A 17,485-nucleotide genomic window follows, 5' to 3' on the forward strand; every position below is an offset into this window, starting at 1 on the left:
TGTGTTCCGAGTCTTGCCCGAAGCGGACAGGACTCTCCAGGAAGCACGATCGCTCACGCATATGCCACCCATCCCCGAAAACTGATTGCATGATAGAATTGCGTTGTGCCTGTGAAGCCAGCTTCTTGCAAATATCCGAGCTCTTCTTCCGGCGACCTGATGAAGGTGCTTTCTCTCATGCCAGTCTTGGCTGCGTCACGTCTGTCTGCATCCATTTGTGCAGGTGCGCCGAATTCGACGTGCCTGTCGATCCAGGAAGAATAAGCGGGCTCGCTGAGTGGGAAGCTGACATGAGCCAGAACAAGCGGCGATCGGGGTCTTAGACGCTGGCGAATGCCACGAAGCGTGACCTTCCTATCCTCCAGCGAAATATGGTGGAATACAAGCAGACAAACGGCACCATCGAACGGCCCGTCCGGCGCCACCGAGATGTCGCCGGTATGCAGGGTGATACGCTCCGCAAGGCTTCCGATCGTTTCTCGTGCCAACGCGAGCATGTCTGGTGATGGATCGACACCGTCAAAGCTCCAGCCTGCCTGCTGTTCCGCCAATGCCTTCAGTTCAAGACCGCCGCCCGCGCCGACCACCAGCACGCGCCCATCTGTGGGCACGTGTTCGGCCAAAAGCAGTCCCGTCATTCGGTGAAGCCCATCGAGCCCCGGAACGTTGCGTAGAGCGCCTGCAATATAGCCCATCTGTCGACCATCGAACTTATTCATGATGGATGGTCCCGAACATCAATGACCTGTGCGCACCCACGCCCGCCAGGCTTCCGTCGCCGACCGCGAGTGCAACAGAGGCCATGGGCCGCGCGGCGTCCCCGCAGGCGAAGACGCCGGGCAGGCTGGTCTCCTTCATGGCATCAGTCTTGATGGTGGCGCCGAGGGGACCTTGTTCCATGTCGAGGCCGAGCTGCTGCACGATCAAGGTGGAGACCTCGAAGGGAGCAAGCGCGAACAAGCCGGAGAAAGACACGGTCCTTCCATCGACAAGCTGCACATCAGCGTGATCGGAAAGGGCCTTCACCGGGGAGCGCTCGACAACGACGCCACGCGCTGCGAGGGATTGAAGCTGTTCTGTATCCGGCTCGAATGCCTGGTTGAGAAGCAGGGTTGTCGGTCCCCAATCGGGAAGCATCAGCGCATGGTGCATCGAGAGCGCCGAGCCGGCGATGACGCCGACCTTGCCCTGGTTGAGTTCGTAGCCGTGGCAGTAGGGGCAGTGGAACACGCTTTTGCCCCAACGTTCCTTCAACCCCTCGATGTCAGGAAGGATGTCGCGTACGCCCAGCGCCAGGATCAGCCGGCGAGAATGGTAACGGACACCTCTAACCCCGACGACAAATGAAGTCTCTCCTGAATCCACCTCTATGTTTCGCCGTGCGGTATCTGCACGACCCGAAACCCATTCCATAGTCTTGTATTCCATCACCTGAGAACGGGCTTCTGCTGCAATTTCAGCCGGATCGGCATGGTCCTGAGTAATGAAGCCGTGCGAGTGGGATGCGAAGCGATTGCGCCTGAGGCCTTCATCGATAATCAGAACCTTTTGACGAGCTCGGCCGAGTTGAAGCGCGGCCGAAAGCCCGGCGTAGCTCCCTCCGATGATGATGACGTCGTAGTTCGTGTCGCTCATGAACGTTCTCCTAGATCTCGCAACACCATAAGTGTCGTGAAATAGTGAGTCAAGCTTCATGGCACTTCGATTGTATCATGATGGACGATCGTGCTAGTGTTGTTCGGGAAAGCACGAGAGGAAACAAAGGATGAGGCAGGACGGACGGCTATCGCGCATGCTGCATGTGTTGATCCACATGGGACGACACGACGGAGCGATGACATCCGAAATGATCGCGCAGATGCTCGACGCCAATCCTGTCGTGATCCGGCGCACCATGGCGGGGCTGCGCGAAGAAGGTTATGTCAGCTCAGTAAAAGGGCATGGCGGCGGCTGGACGCTGGCTCGTCCACTCGAGAAGCTGACACTACTCGATATCTACCGAGCAGTCGGAGAGCCATCCATCTTTGCGGTTGGACCCGCACATGACATGCCAGGTTGTCTGATCGAGCAGGCGGTCAACGGGACGCTAACTGACGTCTTCAACGAAGCCGAGGAGCTGTTGCGCAGGAGGTTTGCAGGAGTGACGCTTGCCGATATCGCCAGAGGTTTTCCTAGCGTTCGCGAACAAGATCACGGTCAACGATGTACGTCTTAAATTGCGCTTGAAGCTATATCGTGCGGCTAAGATTAATTCATATGCCGTGACAGCTTATGGCCCAGATCAAAAACATGTTCAACGACCGAAATGACGGCGCAGAGCAGCCACAGCGATACGCGCCTTCGCCTTGAACCGAATCGAACTAGCAACACGCGTTCTTGAAGATTTTCACTGAAAATTCCGGCTCTTGACCTTCAGCGTATCGATATGAAGGTCAGGTATGTAAATTTCGCGCGCCTTGACGCCCATCGGCGGCCGCTCGCGACTATCCGGACTTCCCGGTGCCCCATGGGCGAATTCATCGCCACGCCCTGACGGCAAACGGAAACCACCCCGCTCGCCCAGGCTTGCCAGATCGGTGGTCAGATCGAATAACCGTTGCGCGACCAGATGCACGACGCCGCCTTCGCGCTGGATTTTGCCGTTGATCGCCATCATCGCAGATCCAAGCACGACGCGGCGCTGCTTTTCAAAGAGGCTCGGCCAGACGACAATATTGGCAACGCCTGTCTCATCCTCGATGGTCATAAACATGACGCCCTTGGCGCTTCCCGGCTTCTGGCGGACGAGGACAAGGCCTGATGTCATCAGCCAGCGACCGTCGCGCGCCGATGTCGCCTCGGCGCAGGTGACGATGTTTCGGCGGGAGAGATCCTCGCGCAGGAAGCTGACCGGATGGGCGCGCAGTGTCACGCCGGTATGGCCATAGTCCTCGACGACATTGGCGCCCTCGGTCATCTGCCGAAGCGTCACATCCGGTTCCTGCTGTTCGGCGATCACCGCCCGCTCGCGATCGGCAGCCGCCGCGAATAGCGGAAGTGGCTCGTCGCGCAAGGCCTTGATCGCCCAGAGCGCATCGCGTCTTTCAAGGTTTAAGGACGGTCGGAACGCATCGGCTTCGGCGAGCTTGACCAGGGAGGCCGACGACACCCCGGCACGCCGCCACATATCGTCGATGGACACGAAGGGCTCGTCGCCCCGCGCCACCGCGATTTTTGCCGCATCCTGTTCGGGCAGCCCCCTAACCAGACGCATACCGAGCCGCACGGCATGGCCGTCTGTTCCGCTGATCTCTTCGAGCGTGCAATCCCATCGCGAACGGTTGATGCAAACCGGGCGGATAGCAACACCATGGGCTCGGGCATCCGTGACGATCTGCGCCGGCGCGTAGAACCCCATCGGTTGCGCATTGATGAGGGCGGCACAGAACACATCCGGATAATGGCATTTTACATAGGAGGAGGCGTAAGCGATGAGAGCAAAGGAAGCGGCATGGCTTTCGGGGAAGCCATAGGAGCCAAAACCCTCTAGCTGCGAGAAGGTCTTCTCGGCAAATTCTGCTGTATAGCCGTTCGCCACCATGCCGTTGACCAGCTTGTCTTTGAACTTGCTGACCCCGCCGGTGAACTTGAAGGTCGCCATGGAGCGCCTGAGCGCATCGGCCTCGCCGGCGGTAAAACCCGCACAGACGATCGCGACTTTCATGGCGCTCTCCTGAAACAATGGCACGCCCAGCGACTTGCCGAGCACGGCCTCCAGTTCCGGCTTCGGATAGACGACAGCCTCCTTGCCCTCGCGTCGGCGAAGATACGGGTGCACCATATCGCCCTGAATCGGACCGGGGCGAACGATCGCAACCTGAATGACCAGGTCATAATAGGTCTGGGGTTTCAGGCGCGGCAGCATCGACATCTGGGCACGGGATTCGATCTGAAAGGTGCCGAGCGTGTCGGCCTTGCGGATCATCGCGTAAGTGGCCGGGTCCTCCTGCTCGATGGTGGCGAGATCAAGCTTCACTCCCTTGTGCTCTTCCAGCAATGCAAAGCCCTTGGCCATGCAGGTGAGCATTCCCAAGGCCAGCACATCGACCTTCATGAACTTCAACGCCTCGATATCGTCCTTGTCCCATTCAATCGTTTGCCGATCCTCCATCCTGGTCTGCTCGATCGGCACCAGTTCGTCGAGGCGGTCATTGGTCAGGACGAAACCGCCCGGATGCTGGCCCAGATGACGGGGGGCGCCCATCAGTTGCTGTGCCAGGTCCAAGGTCAGCCGCAGGCGCCGGTCCGACATGTTCATGTTCAGCTCGTTGACCTGTTCTTCGCCAACGCCCTCCTTGCTCCAGCCCCAGACGCCGGCCGACAGCGCCGTGATCATGTCTTCGGGCAGGCCAAGCACCTTGCCGACATCTCGAAGCGCACCCTTAGCCCGGTAGCGGGTAACAGTCGCGCAAAGCGCGGCTTTCTGCCGGCCGTAGGTCTTGTAGATCCACTGGATCACCTCTTCGCGCCTAGCATGTTCGAAGTCGACGTCGATGTCGGGCGGCTCGTTGCGCTCGGCTGAGATAAAGCGCTCGAACAGCAGATCGTTCGCGGCCGGATCGATCGCCGTGATCCCCAGCACATAACAGACGGCGGAATTGGCAGCACTGCCCCGACCCTGGCAAAGAATATCCTGAGATCGCGCAAAGCGGACGATGCTGTAGACGGTCAGGAAGTACGGGGCGTAGTCGAGTTTGCGGATCAGATCGAGTTCGTGGTTGAGGGTCTTCACCACATCATTCGAAACACCCTCGGGGTAGCGATCGCGGACGCCCTCCCAGGTGAATTTTTCCAGCGACTGCTGCGCCGTCAGCCCGGGGATGATCGCTTCATCGGGATATTGGTATGTGAGCTCGTTCATGTCGAAGCGGCAGCGATCGACAATCTCGCGGGTGCGGGCGAGTGCCTCGGGATAGCGGCTGAACAGACGGTGCATTTCCTCGGACGGCTTCAAGAAGCGATCGGCATGCCGTTCGCGCAAGAATCCGGCCTGATCGATGGTGGTGCGATGGCGAATACAGGTGACGACATCCTGCAGCTGTCGTCTGCCCGGCTCGTGAAACAGCACGTCATTGGTGACGACCGGCCGAACCTTGTGCCGGAGCGCCAGGGTGTTGAGCTCGTGCAGGCGCAGTTGATCGTTCGGTCGGCGGCGCAGCGTCAGTGCCATATAGGCGCGGTCGCCAAATATCTCCTTCACCTTGCGCAGATGGACAGCGCATGCGTCATCGGCCTCGTCGGGGATCAGGACGGCTAGCAGTCCCTCTGCATAAAGGCCACATCCGACACATCGAGGATACACTTGCCTTTGCCGCCCCGCTCCTTGCCGAGTGACAGAAGCCGGCAGAGCCTCGAATAGGAAGCCCGGTCCGTTGGATAGACCAGGATCGACATGCCGTCAGACAAATCAAGCCTGCAGCCAACGACCAGCCGGACGCCGGTTTCCTTGGAGGCTTCCCAGGCGCGCACGACCCCGGCAAGGCTGTTGCGATCGACAATACCAAGCGCATCGATACCGAGTGCCTCGGCGGTGGCAAACAGCTCATCGCAGCCTGACGCACCGCGCAGGAAGGAAAAATGACTGGTGACCTGGAGCTCGGCGTAGCGCATCAGCCATAGATCCCATGCAGGAACCATTTGGCTGTTCCGGTAGCGGGATCCACCCCGTCGCCGGAGCGATAGACCCAGAAGCGATTGCCGTCCTCATCCTCGACGGAATAGTAGTCCCTGACCGCCTCCATCTCGGAGGACCGAACCCACCACTCACCAAAGACCCGTTCCGGCCCATCGCCGCGCTTGATGCGCCGGCGCTTGCCGCGCCAGGTCATGGATGCCGGCGGATGGTCGGGTGTGAGCGCAATCACCTCGATCCGTTCCGGCCGCGCCAACATACGGCTCGGCCGTGGCCAGCGGGTCGGCCAGGCTTGACCGAATTTTTCGGAAACTGGGGAGACGCGCCCGACATTGCGCTCCGGAACGTCACTCTCGACCGGCGCCAGCCGGTACATGCGCTGGCCGCGATTTCCAAGACTGTCGAGCAGCGGCGTGACGTCGACGATCATCTCTTCGACCAGCGAGGAGATCGACTGCTTTTCTTCGACCGGCTCGATCATGGTAGCAGTGAGGGACAGTTTTTCGATACCGAAACCGGGATCGAGTTTCTCGATGCTGGAACAGAGAAGCTTTGTCAGGTGGTGGATATCACGCACCGGCTTTGCCGTGCCGGCGCGAAGGGACTGCAATGTGTTGTCGACGCGATAGACGATCAGATCGGCGCGGCGAACGCCCTGCCCGCGCGTTTCCAACGCGGCGCAGAGTTCGACCACCAAGCGGCCAATATATTTGGCTATAGTCTCGGCCGCGCCGATCGGTTCGGAAAAGGATCTGATCACTTCGATCAGGTCTGCGGTGCGAATGGGGTCGATCGGTTCGGCAAGGCGTCCGAACATCTGATCGAGCCTGCGGCCGACCTCCGGCCCGAAGCGCAATGTCAAAGGCGCCCGCGGCGTTGCGGAAAGCTCGCCGACGGTCCGAAACCCAAGCACGCCCAGACCGCTGACGATGTCGGGCGGCAGACGAAGGCTGGAAATCGGCAGGTTGACGACGGCCTTGGCCGTTTCTCCAACCGGGACGATGATCGCCTCCCGCCGCGTGGCGCGGGCAATGGCATGGGCGCTACCCCACGTGTCCGCAATGGCGCCGCGGGCCTGAAGGCCGTGGCCTCTCAGAGCGTTGACGAGGCCAGTGAGCATCGGCAACTCGCCGCCGCGCAGATGATCGGCACCCTCGGTGTCCATGACAATGCCGTCGGGAGCATCTATCGCCACCACCGGCGTATATTGGCGCAGCATCCATAGCGCTAGGCGCTCGATCGCCAAGGCGTCGCCGTCCGGATCGGCATCAACTATGTGCAGGCCGGATATCATCGCCTGGGCTTTGGCGGCGGGCATGCCGATGCGGACGCCGGCCTTGAAGGCCGCAGCGTCGATTGCAGAGACGGTGCGTTTTGATCCACTGCGGGAAACAACCACAACAGGTGTTTCAGCCGAAATGCTGGGATCGGCGCGCCTGATCCTGTCCGTCGCGAGCGTGGGGAGAAAGACTGATACGACCCGTGGCATCGCAGGCACCTATTTCAAATTCTGCGGCTTCTCCCGCCCTTGCTCTGATCAATTCCGCCAGCCACCGCGCCCGGCCGATGCCGGGCACGGGAAGCGGTTCGGAAGGCAAAACGCTGATGCGCCACCGTGTCGTCGCGGCTGTCGGCTGCCCGAAATCAGCAGCCTCCGTCGGGCGGCGCCATCGTCGCAGTGCAATTCCGATCGTTCCCGAAGCCTCGGCCGCCAGTTGCAGGCGCCGCGAGGCGGTCATCGGCAGGCGCACAAGCTCGGCAACGACGGCCCCCAGCCCGCCAAAACGCAGACCCTCTTCGAAATTTGTGAGCACATCCTCTTCCCGGTCGGCTTCGACATAGATCACCCGATCATGGTGAAGCCCCGCCTGTGCTAAGGCAGGCGCAAACAGATCCGGCCGTGTCAGGCACCAGAGGACGTCGCCTTTGGTGCGCGCGACGATCCCGGCGACAAACAGCGCGGCGGCTGCGCCATGCACGGCATCGGCGCCACCACCGGCCACCTCGTGCAAGGCGCCGCGGGCCAACCCACCACCGGGTAGCTTTGCGTCAATCTCGGCAATCCCGAACGACAGCACCTCGCCCTTGCGCGCAGTTCCGCCTTCAAGCCGCCGGATGCGGTCCTGAAGTTCAGAAATGACGGGGTTGGCGGCAGTGATTGGCATCGGTTTCCTACGTCAAGAGTGCATTTGCATAGCCAAAAAAAGCTGCTATGTTCTGTTTTTGTTCTTTAAGCGGCTGTGAGTCAACGGGCAAGAATCGGGTGGACAGCAGCCAGCAACACGAGACGGCTGTTGCTCAATCGATTCATCAAGCAGATTCAATTCGATGCGGAATGGGACGAAAAATATCGTGGATGAGAAAATAGAGATATGCCCGGCCTGCTGACGCTCAGAGATTTCAAGGGACCGGTGATTACCGTCGAATGCAAACCGTGCGGGCAACAGGGCGAGCTTGATCGCAAGGCGCTGGTGAAACAGTTTGGCGCCAGCATGCGTTTTGTCGATCTGCGCCGTCGCATGGCAATGGGTTGCGACAAGATGCACTGTTCTGACGGGCAGGATAGATGCGGGACGGGATTTCCCTGCTTGCTGGAGGTGGGCGTGGCCGCTGATCTGCAAGATCCCACGTGATCGCTGAGCTCTCAAAGCTTGATTGCGATCCGAAAGGGTCGGAAACTTCGCCCTGACCCGCATTGGATAGGAGGACGGGTAGTGTGTAATCTCTATAATGTGACGACCACGCGTGACGCGGTTCTGCAATTTACAAAGGCGTTCCGGGATCGAGCCGGCTGGAATGAAGCCTCCTTCGATGTTTATCCAGGCTACCAGGCGCCGATTGTCCGGGTCGCCGAGGACGGACAGCGCGAGATTGCCCGGGCGACCTGGGGAATGCCGTCGCCGCCGGCTTATGTGAAAAATTACGATCCCGGCGTCACCAATATTCGCAATGTGAGTTCGCCGCACTGGCGGCGCTGGCTCGGCCCAACCAGCCGCTGCGTCGTGCCGTTCACCTCCTTCGCCGAACCGGATCCAGCCAGCAAGACTGAGGGCGGGCGTGTGCCGAACGCCTGGTTTGCCGGCAACGAAGATCGGCCGCTGATGTTTTTCGCGGGCTTCTGGACGCCATGGAAGGGCGTGCGCAAAGTCAGGGATGGCGAGCAGGAATACGAACTGTTCGGATTTCTGACGACTTCACCGAACGAAATCGTCTCGCCGATTCATCAAAAGGCCATGCCCTCCATCCTCACCACGCCTGAAGAAGTCGAGACCTGGCTGACAGCACCTTGGGATGAAGCCCGCCACCTACAACGTCCGCTCCCGGGCAATATGCTGGTGATCGTGCCGCCACAGGCCAAACCGAAGCCGGACGAGGAAGGTCTGTTGCTTTGATCACCAGCACTCAGCACGACCAGAGCAGTCAGATGCCTGTACACCAAATGCCGACTTATCCTGTGGGAACTGACGTCATGGGTAGTGTGCAACCCGTGCGCAAAATCATCCATGTGGACATGGACGCATTTTACGCGTCGGTCGAACAGCGAGATAACCCCGAGCTACGCGGCAAGCCGCTGGCCGTTGGGGGATCCGCGGCCCGTGGCGTCGTGGCGGCCGCAAGTTACGAAGCAAGGCGCTTCGGCGTGCATTCGGCAATGCCGTCGGTCACCGCCAAGCGCAAATGCCCGGAACTGATTTTTGTGCCTCCGCGGTTCGACGTCTACAAGGCAGTATCGCAGCAGATCCGCGAGATCTTCGCCGAATATACGCCGCTGATCGAACCGCTATCGCTCGATGAGGCCTACCTCGATGTGACGGAGAATCTAAAGGGCATGGAGATCGCCACGGAGATCGCGCTGGAGATCCGCGCCAAGATCAAAGAAGTCACCGGGCTTAACGCCTCGGCCGGCATTTCCTACAACAAGTTCCTCGCGAAGATGGCGAGCGATCTGAACAAGCCGAATGGCCAGGCGGTCATTACGCCAAAGAACGGTCCGGGGTTCGTCGAGGCCCTGCCCGTCAAGAAATTCCATGGCGTGGGGCCGGCGACGGCCGAGCGGATGAAACGGCATGGTATCGAAACCGGGCTTGACCTGAAATCGAAGTCGCTTGCCTTCCTTCAGCAGCATTTTGGGAAGTCCGGCCCGTATTTCTACGGCATTGCCCGAGGGATCGACGAACGGCAGGTCAGACCTGATCGCATCCGCAAATCGGTTGGCGCCGAAGACACGTTCGTTGAGGACATCGACGATCTCGATCCGGCCAAGGCCGAGCTGCGGCCCTTGGCCGAAAAGGTCTGGCGCTACTGCGAAGCGCACAGCATCACGGGAAAGACGATCACCGTAAAAATCAAATACTCGGATTTCAGTCAGGCGACACGCAGTCGGACCGTGTCCGGATCCGTTTCGGACATCGACATGATCCTGGAGATAGCAGAGACCCTGCTCGCCACAGTGTTCCCGTTCAAACATCCGGTGCGGCTCCTCGGGATCACCCTGTCGTCGCTCAATACCGAAGAGAGTGAGCAGGCACCGCAACTCGCTCTCGAACTCTGATGTGACGGCCCTGAAAACGAAAAAGCCTGCCGCGGGAGGAGGTGCGGCAGGCTTTCCGAAAAGAACCGAACAACGGCTGGGAGGAGGAGTGCCGATGTTCCGACAGACGCCCCTTGGGAGGAGGAGTGGGCCGTCTGAATTCGAAGCTCTGCGGGAGGAGGTGCATCGCTTCGATGAATACCAAGGTACCAGTTTCCGCCGCACACGAAACAGACTTTGCTGCAGTGCAGCTATGCAAGAGACGCAAGGCCATTTTGCGGATTCAGAAGTCTCGAACCAAGTCCCGGGGTGGGAGAGCACATACAAAAACGCCCGCGTCATCAGCGGGCGTAGTATCAGTTCGACAGGTTGGAAACGGCCGCTTAGCGGGCGACCGACTGTCGGGCAACGCTGTGGATGTGGGCCCGATTGATACCGAGGTCCTGCAGCTCACGCGAGCTCATGCGGCCAAGTTCGGTAACGGTCTGACGATACTTGCGCCAGTTATTGAAGGAGCGTGCTACGTTCATGATGATCCCCTTTCGTGAGGTCTCTTGACGCCAGCAACCTTGCCTCGGTTCCAACGTCGTTTCGATGGTTGGAATATAGGCTCTTGGCCGCCAGTTGATAAGGCACAAGGTCTCAGGTCGGCCATGCGTCCAAGGCATGGGTCTCCTTGGAGGCTGATCAAAGCGATAACATCAAGCCCGGAAACGGTCGAAGGCAGTGAGGCGTTTGATCGGTGGATCGGTATCGGGATATCGGTAGATTTCGGCCCTGAGATAGCGAAACTCATCATCGAGCGCTTCTTCGTCCACCTCGATCCACCAGGATTTCGGGCGGCCGTCGGTTCCGTCAGACCAGCGATAGCCTCGCGTCTTCAGGTGATCCTTCATGTCGAAGGGGCTGTTCTCGGCAAAGATCCGGACACGCGACCTCTGGCTTGCCTCATAAAGCTCGGCGAAAGCGGTGGAGACCGATCCGGCCGCCTCGCGAGCCAGGACCTCCAGAAGTGCAAAGCAATCATCAACAGCCCGATGACCATCATGGAAGTAGCCAGCCTGCCCGATGAGGTAGCCGAGCTTGGTGCCCTCATATCCGCGCGAAGCCCAGTCGATCTCGGAGTTGGAGCAGGCCCAGGCCTTGCCAGAAAACAGATGGGAAAACGCCTCGCAGAATGGCCGGTCGAAGCCGGCATTGTGGGCGATCACCAGATCCGCTGGTTCGATCAGCGCCTTTAAAGCAGCGATATCGATCGATTGTCCGGCCACCATTTCGTCGGTGATACCAGTAAGCCTGGTAATGTCGGGAGGAATGGAAACGCTCGGCTGCTGAAGCCCACCATAGACCCCGGTGACGTCACCGATGTTTCCTGTCGCATCGAAGGTGAATGCAATAACGCCAATCTCGATGATCTCATCCTTGCGAGCATTGAGGCCCGTAGTCTCGGTGTCGAGGATGATGCCTTTGAGGGGGAATTCCGGTTGCGGGTTTGGCGCAACCGTGCGCGGCACCAGTTTCGTGAGGATGCGATAGCGGCCTGTCTCCGACAGATGACGGACGATGTCCTCTTCACTCATCGGGATGGCATGCGTTTCGACCTTGGTGGACTTGGAGGTGCCACGCGTGACCATCGGATCGCGCGCAGCCTGCTCCGAAAACATGTCAAACCGTTCTGCCATTCCAGTTGTCAAAGCCCCGCCGCCAATGTGCCACCTTCAAAACACGGCACGATCAGCAGATCAACCGTGTTGGTGGGGTGCGATTTCAGCCAATCTGGCTAACAACGTTCACAACCGCGCAGTTTCACGCAGTGACAGCTTTAACCGAGACAAGCGCGACGGACCATCCTGTTCGCTGGACCACCATCTGCAAGTAGATCGGTGGCCCGTAAAAACCGACACCCCAGCCAAAGACTGCCAGCACAAAGGCCGCAGCGACCACATGCCAGCCGAAGAAGGGTTCCGTCTTAGATGGTGGGCAAGATATCATGACCTGAACTCCAGCGGCGAAAGGCCCTTATGGCAGCTTCGCAGAAGCGAAGCTTCGATCACAATCGAAGTGTGGTGATTTCTGGCGCTCCTGGCGCAGAGCTTAAGACGGTGAGTCCCCCAAGCGGTCGTTGGAGAAAAACATCCCGGGCCAAGCGCCCGTCACACGGCCTCGCCCCTAAGACGCACGACGTCCTTCGAGGGTGGTAGCCCGAACTGTCTTGCGTATTCCCGGCTGAACTGGTTTGGGCTTTCATAGCCAACGCCGAAGGCGACCGACGTTGCCGTTCCTTCTCCAGCCATCAAAAGCGTGCGTGCATGCAGCAGGCGGACCTGCTTCTGGTACTGGATCGGGCTGAGTGCTGTCACAGCCTTGAAATGACGATGGAAGGCCGACACGCTGAGCGCCGCCATCTCGGCAAGCGCCTCGACCCTTAGAGGCTTGGCGAAGTTTTCTCGGATCCAGTGGATCGCAACTCCGATCCGAGAGAGCGCCGCGTCGGGAGCCGCGATGTCCCGCAGCATCCAGCCCAGCGGACCCTGCAGCACCCGGAAGAGGATTTCCCGCTCATAAGCCGGCGCAAGCACGGCGATCTCATCTGGCCGCTCCATGAGCCGAAGCATACGCACCCAAGCGTCAAGGAATTCCTCGCTGACTGGCGCAATCGAGAAGCCGGAGCCGAACAGCTTGCTGCAGACCTGGACTGGCAGGTCGCTGATCAGTGCGGCGACAGTCGGCGGGTGGAGCGTCAGGCTTACCGCGAGGTAGGGTTCTCCCGCCACCGAAGGGTGAATCGATCCGACCGCCGGAAGGTCGACCGACATGACGAAGTAAGTGGCAGGGTCGTAGGCAAAAGTGCGCTCGCCCACAGTCATCGTCTTCGACCCGGTCAGGATCAGGTTAATCATCGGCTCGTAGACGGCCGAAAGCCGATGCTCCGGGATCTCGCCCTGGACCATCGCAACACGGGGAATTCCCGTTGCTGTGCGGCGGTTTTCCGCAGTCGATGCCAGAGCGCGCAGTTCCTGAAGTTGCTTTTCCATGAGAGCGACCGTGACAGAACGGGTTCCTGTCGGCAACCGCAAAGCAGAAATAGGCAAGCTTCTGAGAGAAATAGGTGAGCAGGCGAGACGGTGCAGGCCTAGCTTCAGGTAACACCCAACGGACAAGGAAACAGCCATGAAGGTCGTCATCGTCACCGGAGGAAGCCGGGGCCTCGGAGCCAGCACAGCCATCGAATGCGCCCGCAAGGGAATGGGCGTCGTCGTGACCTACAACAGCAACCCCGCAAAAGCGGACGATGTCGTGAAGGCAATCATGGAGAACGGCGGTAAGGCCGTTGCCCTAAAACTCGACGTCAGCGACACCGGCGCGTTTCCGGCCTTCCGGGATTCAGTTGCCTCGAAGCTGCGTTCCGTCTTCGGCCGGGATGACTTCGATTATCTCGTCAACAATGCCGGATACGGCCTCTTCAATCCGATCGCGACTGTCACGGAAGAACAGTTCGACGGGCTGTTCAACGTCCATCTCAAGGGGCCGTTCTTCCTGACCCAGATCCTGCTGCCACTAATGGCGGACGGCGGCCAGATCATCAACATCACCAGCGCCACTTCGCGCGTGGCGACCACAGGCGTTGCACCCTACGCCTCTTTCAAGGGTGGTCTGGAAGTCCTGACCCGCTACATGGCCAAGGAATTTGGTGAGCGAGGCATTCGGGCAAACTCGATCGCACCCGGCGCAATCCGCACTGAACTCGGCGGCGGCTTGAACGACGAGTTCGAGGCCATGCTCGCCGGCCAGACAGCGCTCGGCCGTGTCGGCGAGCCCGAAGAGATAGGAGGGGTCGTCGCCAGCCTCCTTTCCACCGAGAACCGCTGGATCAACGCTCAGAACATTGAGGTCGCGGGCGGCTACATCATCTGATCAGAGGAGAGCAGGATGCTCGACCATGTCTTCATTTCCGTGAGCGACATTGATCGCTCGATCGCGTTCTACGAGGTGGCGCTAGCCCCACTCGGGATCGTCCATGCTCATGACTACGAGGGAAAGGATGGTCCTCCCGGACATCCCGACCTAAAGGGGTTCGGGGCGAACGGCAAAGTATTTTTCTGGCTCCGCGAAGGCGTAGTCGAAGGCCGTGCCGCTCATATCGGCTTCGTCGCCAACGGTACCTCTCAGGTCGATACCGCCTTTGCCGCCGCCATGATGGCAGGCGCCTCGGAAATCCATCCACCGGGAACACAGCTCCACTACGACCCCCGCTATTACGCCGCCCAGGTCCGTGATCCGGACGGCTACAGCCTCGAATTTGTCTTCAAGGAATGGCAGCACTGACATGACAAAACTGATGATCTACGGCGCGACCGGCTATACCGGCCGCATGGCGGCGGAGCATGCGAAGGCAGCTGGTACGCCCTTGGTTCTCGCCGGCCGAAACGAAGCGACCCTGTCGACGCTCTCTGCAGAACTCGGCGTCGAATACCGCGTCTTTGGTCTCGACGATTCTGCAGCGATCGATGCCGGTTTGGCCGGCATCTTTGTCCTCCTAAACTGCGCCGGGCCGTTTATGCGCTCGGCCGATGCCCTGATGAAGGCGTCGATCCGCAACAGTATCCACTATCTCGACACGGCCGCCGAACTCGATAGCTATCGTCTGGCTGAGACTTTCGACGACAAAGCGAAGGCTGCAGGCGTCATGCTCATGCCGGGAGGCGGTGGCAGTGTCGCCATGCTCGGCAGTCTCGCGGGACATACGGTCTCGCGCGTGAACGATCCTCGCAGGATCAGGATCGCGCTTCTTGTCGCCGGCGGACTTTCTCGTGGATCGGCGATCAGCGCCATGGAGAACGTCACCGTAGAGACCCTGGCACGAAGGGATGGCGAGCTTGTCGCCGTTGCCGCCGACGGCACCCGCAAATTCGATTTCGGCAAGGGCGCGGTCGACTGCTTTCCGGTGACCCTGCCCGATCTCATCACCATCTGGCGTGCGACGGGCGTCCCTGATGTGGAAACCTTCGTACATGTCACCGGCGATGGCTTCCCGCAGGGCGACCTTTCGGCGCTCCCGGACGGACCAAGTGAAGAGGACCGGCTGGCGAACCGCTACCAGGCATCCATCGAAGTCACCGGGGCAGACGGAAAGGTCACCCGTTCCATCCTCGATACGGTCAACGGCTACACCTTCACGGCGATGGCAGCAGCCGAGGCCAGCCGACGTGTTCTTGGTGGCGAATTCCACCCCGGCTTTCAGACGCCTGCTGCCCTGTTCGGAAGCGGCTTCGCACAGACCATCGCCGATACCTCGATCAACGATGTCTGAGGAACCGGCAAAATGCAGAAGCTCGTCGAATCATTTATTGCGACTGCCAATGCCTTCGACGTCGAAGGGGCTCTGTCTCTGTTCGCAGCCGACGCCGTCATCGACGATGTCTCGGTCGGCGACGCTTTTGTCGGCCAGGATGGTGTCCGCCAATACCTCGAGCGTTTCTTCGTCGGCTTCAGCACCAGCAGCAAGCTGTTGTCCGTCGAAGAACTGGACGGCCTCCATTCGGACGTCCGGCTCGATTTCACCGGCGATTTCGGACACGAGATAGGGATCTTGAAGATCACGGTGAATCCCGACGGCCTGATCGAGCGCATCGACGCCGATCTCGAATAACAGACCAACCTTCCAGTCCTATCCAACCAGACCCATCGGCGCACAGCGCGCCGATGCCGGGAAAGGTTTGCATTCCGCACGCCTCCGGCACGACAAGGAGCACGTTCATGACCGTATCGCCATCGTTCGTACAAGATGCCGCAGACAGGCTCGCGGTCGTCGAGACCCTCTATCGCTTCACCGCCGGTATCGATCTTCGCGACACCAATCTCCTCGCTTCCTCGCTGGCAGAGAATGCCGTCTCCGACTTCCGGCCGGCTGCTGCCAAGGCCGGTTTCGACTATCCGGTCATTGAGGGCCGGGATGTCATAGTCGCTGCGCTGACGACATCGCTTGCTACCCTGGACACCACGCATTCCGTCAGCAATCCGCGGGTGGCAATCGATGGCGACACTGCACGCATGGATGTTCTCGTCGAGGCGCAGCACGTTCCCCGCAGCGATCCCTCGCGTCACTACCTGATGAAGAACCGCTACGACGTCGAGCTGATCCGGGCAGGCAATGTCTGGGTCATCACGCGCAATACGGTCGACAATGTCTGGCGGACGGGCGATCTGACGGTTCTCTCCGAGATCTAAGTCTCCAAAGAAGACGACGCGAATGGAATGGCGGTGGGATTGATTTCTAGCGCCATTCTCGCTCGCCAATCAGATCAGGCTGTTAATGCCTCGGCCGTCCCCATCAATACATCCTCACCAACGGCATCAACCAGGAAATCCAGAACAGCGCGGACACGCAGCGGAAGATTTCGGCGCGAGGCGTAGACGACAGTGATCGGCAACCGCACGGGCGGAAAGGCCGGCATCATTTTGACCAAGCGTCCCGCAGCGATGTCTTCACGTGCAAGAATGTGAGACAGCACTGCCAATCCACCACCGGCGAGCGCGGCGCGATGCACCGCTCCGGTATTGTTGAAGATCATCCTCGGGGCGACCTTGACTCTCTCGATGTCGGCGCCATTCAAAAAGCTCCAGGACCGCCCCTCACCGCCACGATTATAGCAGATGCAATCATGGTCTGGGATCTCAAGCAGATGGCTGGGCATACCCCGCCTCTGGATATAGCTGGGCGCTGCGACGAGGGAAGCTGTTGTCCAGCCGATCCGACGACAGATCAGACTGCTATCGGACACCTCGCCAAGGCGGACTTCGAGATCGATTCCCTCGCCGACCATGTTCGAAGGTTGTTCGCAAAAGACGATATCGACGGAAAGACCGGGGCGGTCCATCAAGAAGGCGGGAAGCAGATCGCTTATATAAAGACCGAGCGCTGCCGGCAGGCTAATCCTGACTTTTCCGGAAGCCATGCCATCTGCCGACGTGGTTTCGCCCAGCGCTTCCACCGCATCGATAACCGTCTGCGCCATCGAAATCATCTGCTCGCCCTCGACAGTCAGCGAAAGGGCGTTGGTGGAGCGGTGGAACAGCCGTGTACTGTAATGCTCCTCAAGCGATGAAACCTGCCGCGACACCGCCGGCTGGGTCAGACCGAGATCCAGCGCCGCAGCAGAAAACGAACCAGTCTCGGCCACACGCAAGAATGACCTTAGCGCTGAAACGACGTCCATCCTGCTCCCCCTCTGCCCATACCATTTGGAATAAGCGTTATGTCGAAAGCTTAGTCCGGTTTTGGT

Annotated in this window: 17 protein-coding genes and 1 pseudogene; 9 read left to right on the top strand and 9 right to left on the bottom strand. The window is 59.8% G+C overall.

The genetic code is table 11. The features are described from left to right. Positions 1-53 precede the first annotated feature (53 nt). On the bottom strand, positions 54-719 hold the full coding sequence (locus ASD31_RS05955; protein WP_056330779.1) for a class I SAM-dependent methyltransferase: 666 nt from the start codon (positions 717-719) through the stop codon (positions 54-56). Next, on the bottom strand, positions 712-1,635 hold the full coding sequence (locus ASD31_RS05960; protein ID WP_056330782.1) for an NAD(P)/FAD-dependent oxidoreductase: 924 nt from the start codon (positions 1,633-1,635) through the stop codon (positions 712-714). Before ASD31_RS05960 ends, ASD31_RS05955 begins: the two co-directional genes overlap by 8 nt. Before the next feature lie 130 nt (positions 1,636-1,765). On the opposite strand from ASD31_RS05960, the gene ASD31_RS05965 reads away from it, so the two are divergent. Further along, positions 1,766-2,215, top strand: coding sequence for an Rrf2 family transcriptional regulator (locus ASD31_RS05965; RefSeq protein ID WP_056330784.1), 450 nt, complete (start codon positions 1,766-1,768; stop codon positions 2,213-2,215). A gap of 171 nt (positions 2,216-2,386) precedes the next feature. Here the strand turns inward: ASD31_RS05965 and ASD31_RS05970 are convergent. The 3 genes and pseudogenes from ASD31_RS05970 to ASD31_RS05980 form a co-directional block, all read right to left on the bottom strand. Next, positions 2,387-5,649 (bottom strand): annotated as a pseudogene (locus tag ASD31_RS05970) (error-prone DNA polymerase). Then, the gene (locus tag ASD31_RS05975; protein ID WP_082520434.1) at positions 5,649-7,160 is read right to left on the bottom strand and encodes a Y-family DNA polymerase; all 1,512 of its coding nucleotides are present in this window, start codon (positions 7,158-7,160) and stop codon (positions 5,649-5,651) included. Before ASD31_RS05975 ends, ASD31_RS05970 begins: the two are co-directional and overlap by 1 nt. Then, positions 7,081-7,836: an ImuA family protein gene (locus ASD31_RS05980; RefSeq protein ID WP_056330787.1), complete on the bottom strand. Its 756-nt coding sequence runs from the start codon at positions 7,834-7,836 to the stop codon at positions 7,081-7,083. The genes ASD31_RS05975 and ASD31_RS05980 overlap by 80 nt, the downstream gene beginning before the upstream one ends. Before the next feature lie 207 nt (positions 7,837-8,043). Here ASD31_RS05980 and ASD31_RS05985 point away from each other — a divergent pair, with 207 nt between their 5' ends. The 3 genes from ASD31_RS05985 (at position 8,044) to dinB (ending at position 10,223) form a co-directional block, all read left to right on the top strand. Then, positions 8,044-8,304: a hypothetical protein gene (locus ASD31_RS05985; protein WP_056330789.1), complete on the top strand. Its 261-nt coding sequence runs from the start codon at positions 8,044-8,046 to the stop codon at positions 8,302-8,304. A gap of 81 nt (positions 8,305-8,385) precedes the next feature. Beyond that, the gene (locus tag ASD31_RS05990; protein ID WP_056330793.1) at positions 8,386-9,063 is read left to right on the top strand and encodes an SOS response-associated peptidase; all 678 of its coding nucleotides are present in this window, start codon (positions 8,386-8,388) and stop codon (positions 9,061-9,063) included. 77 nt (positions 9,064-9,140) lie between these two features. Continuing rightward, the gene (gene dinB, locus ASD31_RS05995; RefSeq protein ID WP_056330795.1) at positions 9,141-10,223 is read left to right on the top strand and encodes a DNA polymerase IV; all 1,083 of its coding nucleotides are present in this window, start codon (positions 9,141-9,143) and stop codon (positions 10,221-10,223) included. Positions 10,224-10,585: 362 nt separating this feature from the next. Here the strand turns inward: dinB and ASD31_RS25210 are convergent, their stop codons facing one another. From ASD31_RS25210 to ASD31_RS06005, 3 genes are all read right to left on the bottom strand, one after another. Further along, entirely contained in the window at positions 10,586-10,732 is a 147-nt protein-coding gene (locus ASD31_RS25210; RefSeq protein WP_082520435.1) for a DUF1127 domain-containing protein, read from the bottom strand. A gap of 171 nt (positions 10,733-10,903) precedes the next feature. Beyond that, complete coding sequence (locus tag ASD31_RS06000) at positions 10,904-11,884, bottom strand: 3'-5' exonuclease (RefSeq protein ID WP_056330798.1); 981 nt, start codon at positions 11,882-11,884, stop codon at positions 10,904-10,906. Between the two features lie 471 nt (positions 11,885-12,355). Further along, positions 12,356-13,237 (bottom strand): AraC family transcriptional regulator, encoded by an 882-nt coding sequence (locus ASD31_RS06005; protein ID WP_056330801.1) that lies wholly within the window; start codon positions 13,235-13,237, stop codon positions 12,356-12,358. A gap of 136 nt (positions 13,238-13,373) precedes the next feature. On the opposite strand from ASD31_RS06005, the gene ASD31_RS06010 reads away from it, so the two are divergent. The 5 genes from ASD31_RS06010 (at position 13,374) to ASD31_RS06030 (ending at position 16,430) form a co-directional block, all read left to right on the top strand. Further along, positions 13,374-14,117 (top strand): SDR family NAD(P)-dependent oxidoreductase, encoded by a 744-nt coding sequence (locus ASD31_RS06010; protein WP_056330803.1) that lies wholly within the window; start codon positions 13,374-13,376, stop codon positions 14,115-14,117. Positions 14,118-14,132: 15 nt separating this feature from the next. Then, on the top strand, positions 14,133-14,528 hold the full coding sequence (locus ASD31_RS06015; protein ID WP_056330806.1) for a VOC family protein: 396 nt from the start codon (positions 14,133-14,135) through the stop codon (positions 14,526-14,528). A 1-nt stretch (position 14,529) separates the two neighbouring features. Next, positions 14,530-15,513, top strand: a complete 984-nt coding sequence (locus ASD31_RS06020; protein WP_056330809.1) for a saccharopine dehydrogenase family protein — start codon at positions 14,530-14,532, stop codon at positions 15,511-15,513. Between the two features lie 12 nt (positions 15,514-15,525). Further along, positions 15,526-15,852 carry a nuclear transport factor 2 family protein gene (locus ASD31_RS06025; protein ID WP_056330812.1) on the top strand — a complete coding sequence of 109 codons (327 nt, stop codon included), beginning with the start codon at positions 15,526-15,528 and terminating at the stop codon, positions 15,850-15,852. Positions 15,853-15,959: 107 nt separating this feature from the next. Next, on the top strand, positions 15,960-16,430 hold the full coding sequence (locus ASD31_RS06030) for a nuclear transport factor 2 family protein (RefSeq protein WP_056330817.1): 471 nt from the start codon (positions 15,960-15,962) through the stop codon (positions 16,428-16,430). 74 nt (positions 16,431-16,504) lie between these two features. Here ASD31_RS06030 and ASD31_RS06035 read toward each other — a convergent pair whose 3' ends face one another. After that, entirely contained in the window at positions 16,505-17,419 is a 915-nt protein-coding gene (locus ASD31_RS06035) for a LysR family transcriptional regulator (protein WP_056330819.1), read from the bottom strand. Between the last annotated feature and the right edge of the window lie 66 nt (positions 17,420-17,485).

It is taken from the genome of Rhizobium sp. Root482 (assembly GCF_001426565.1).
Lineage (GTDB): Bacteria > Pseudomonadota > Alphaproteobacteria > Rhizobiales > Rhizobiaceae > Pararhizobium.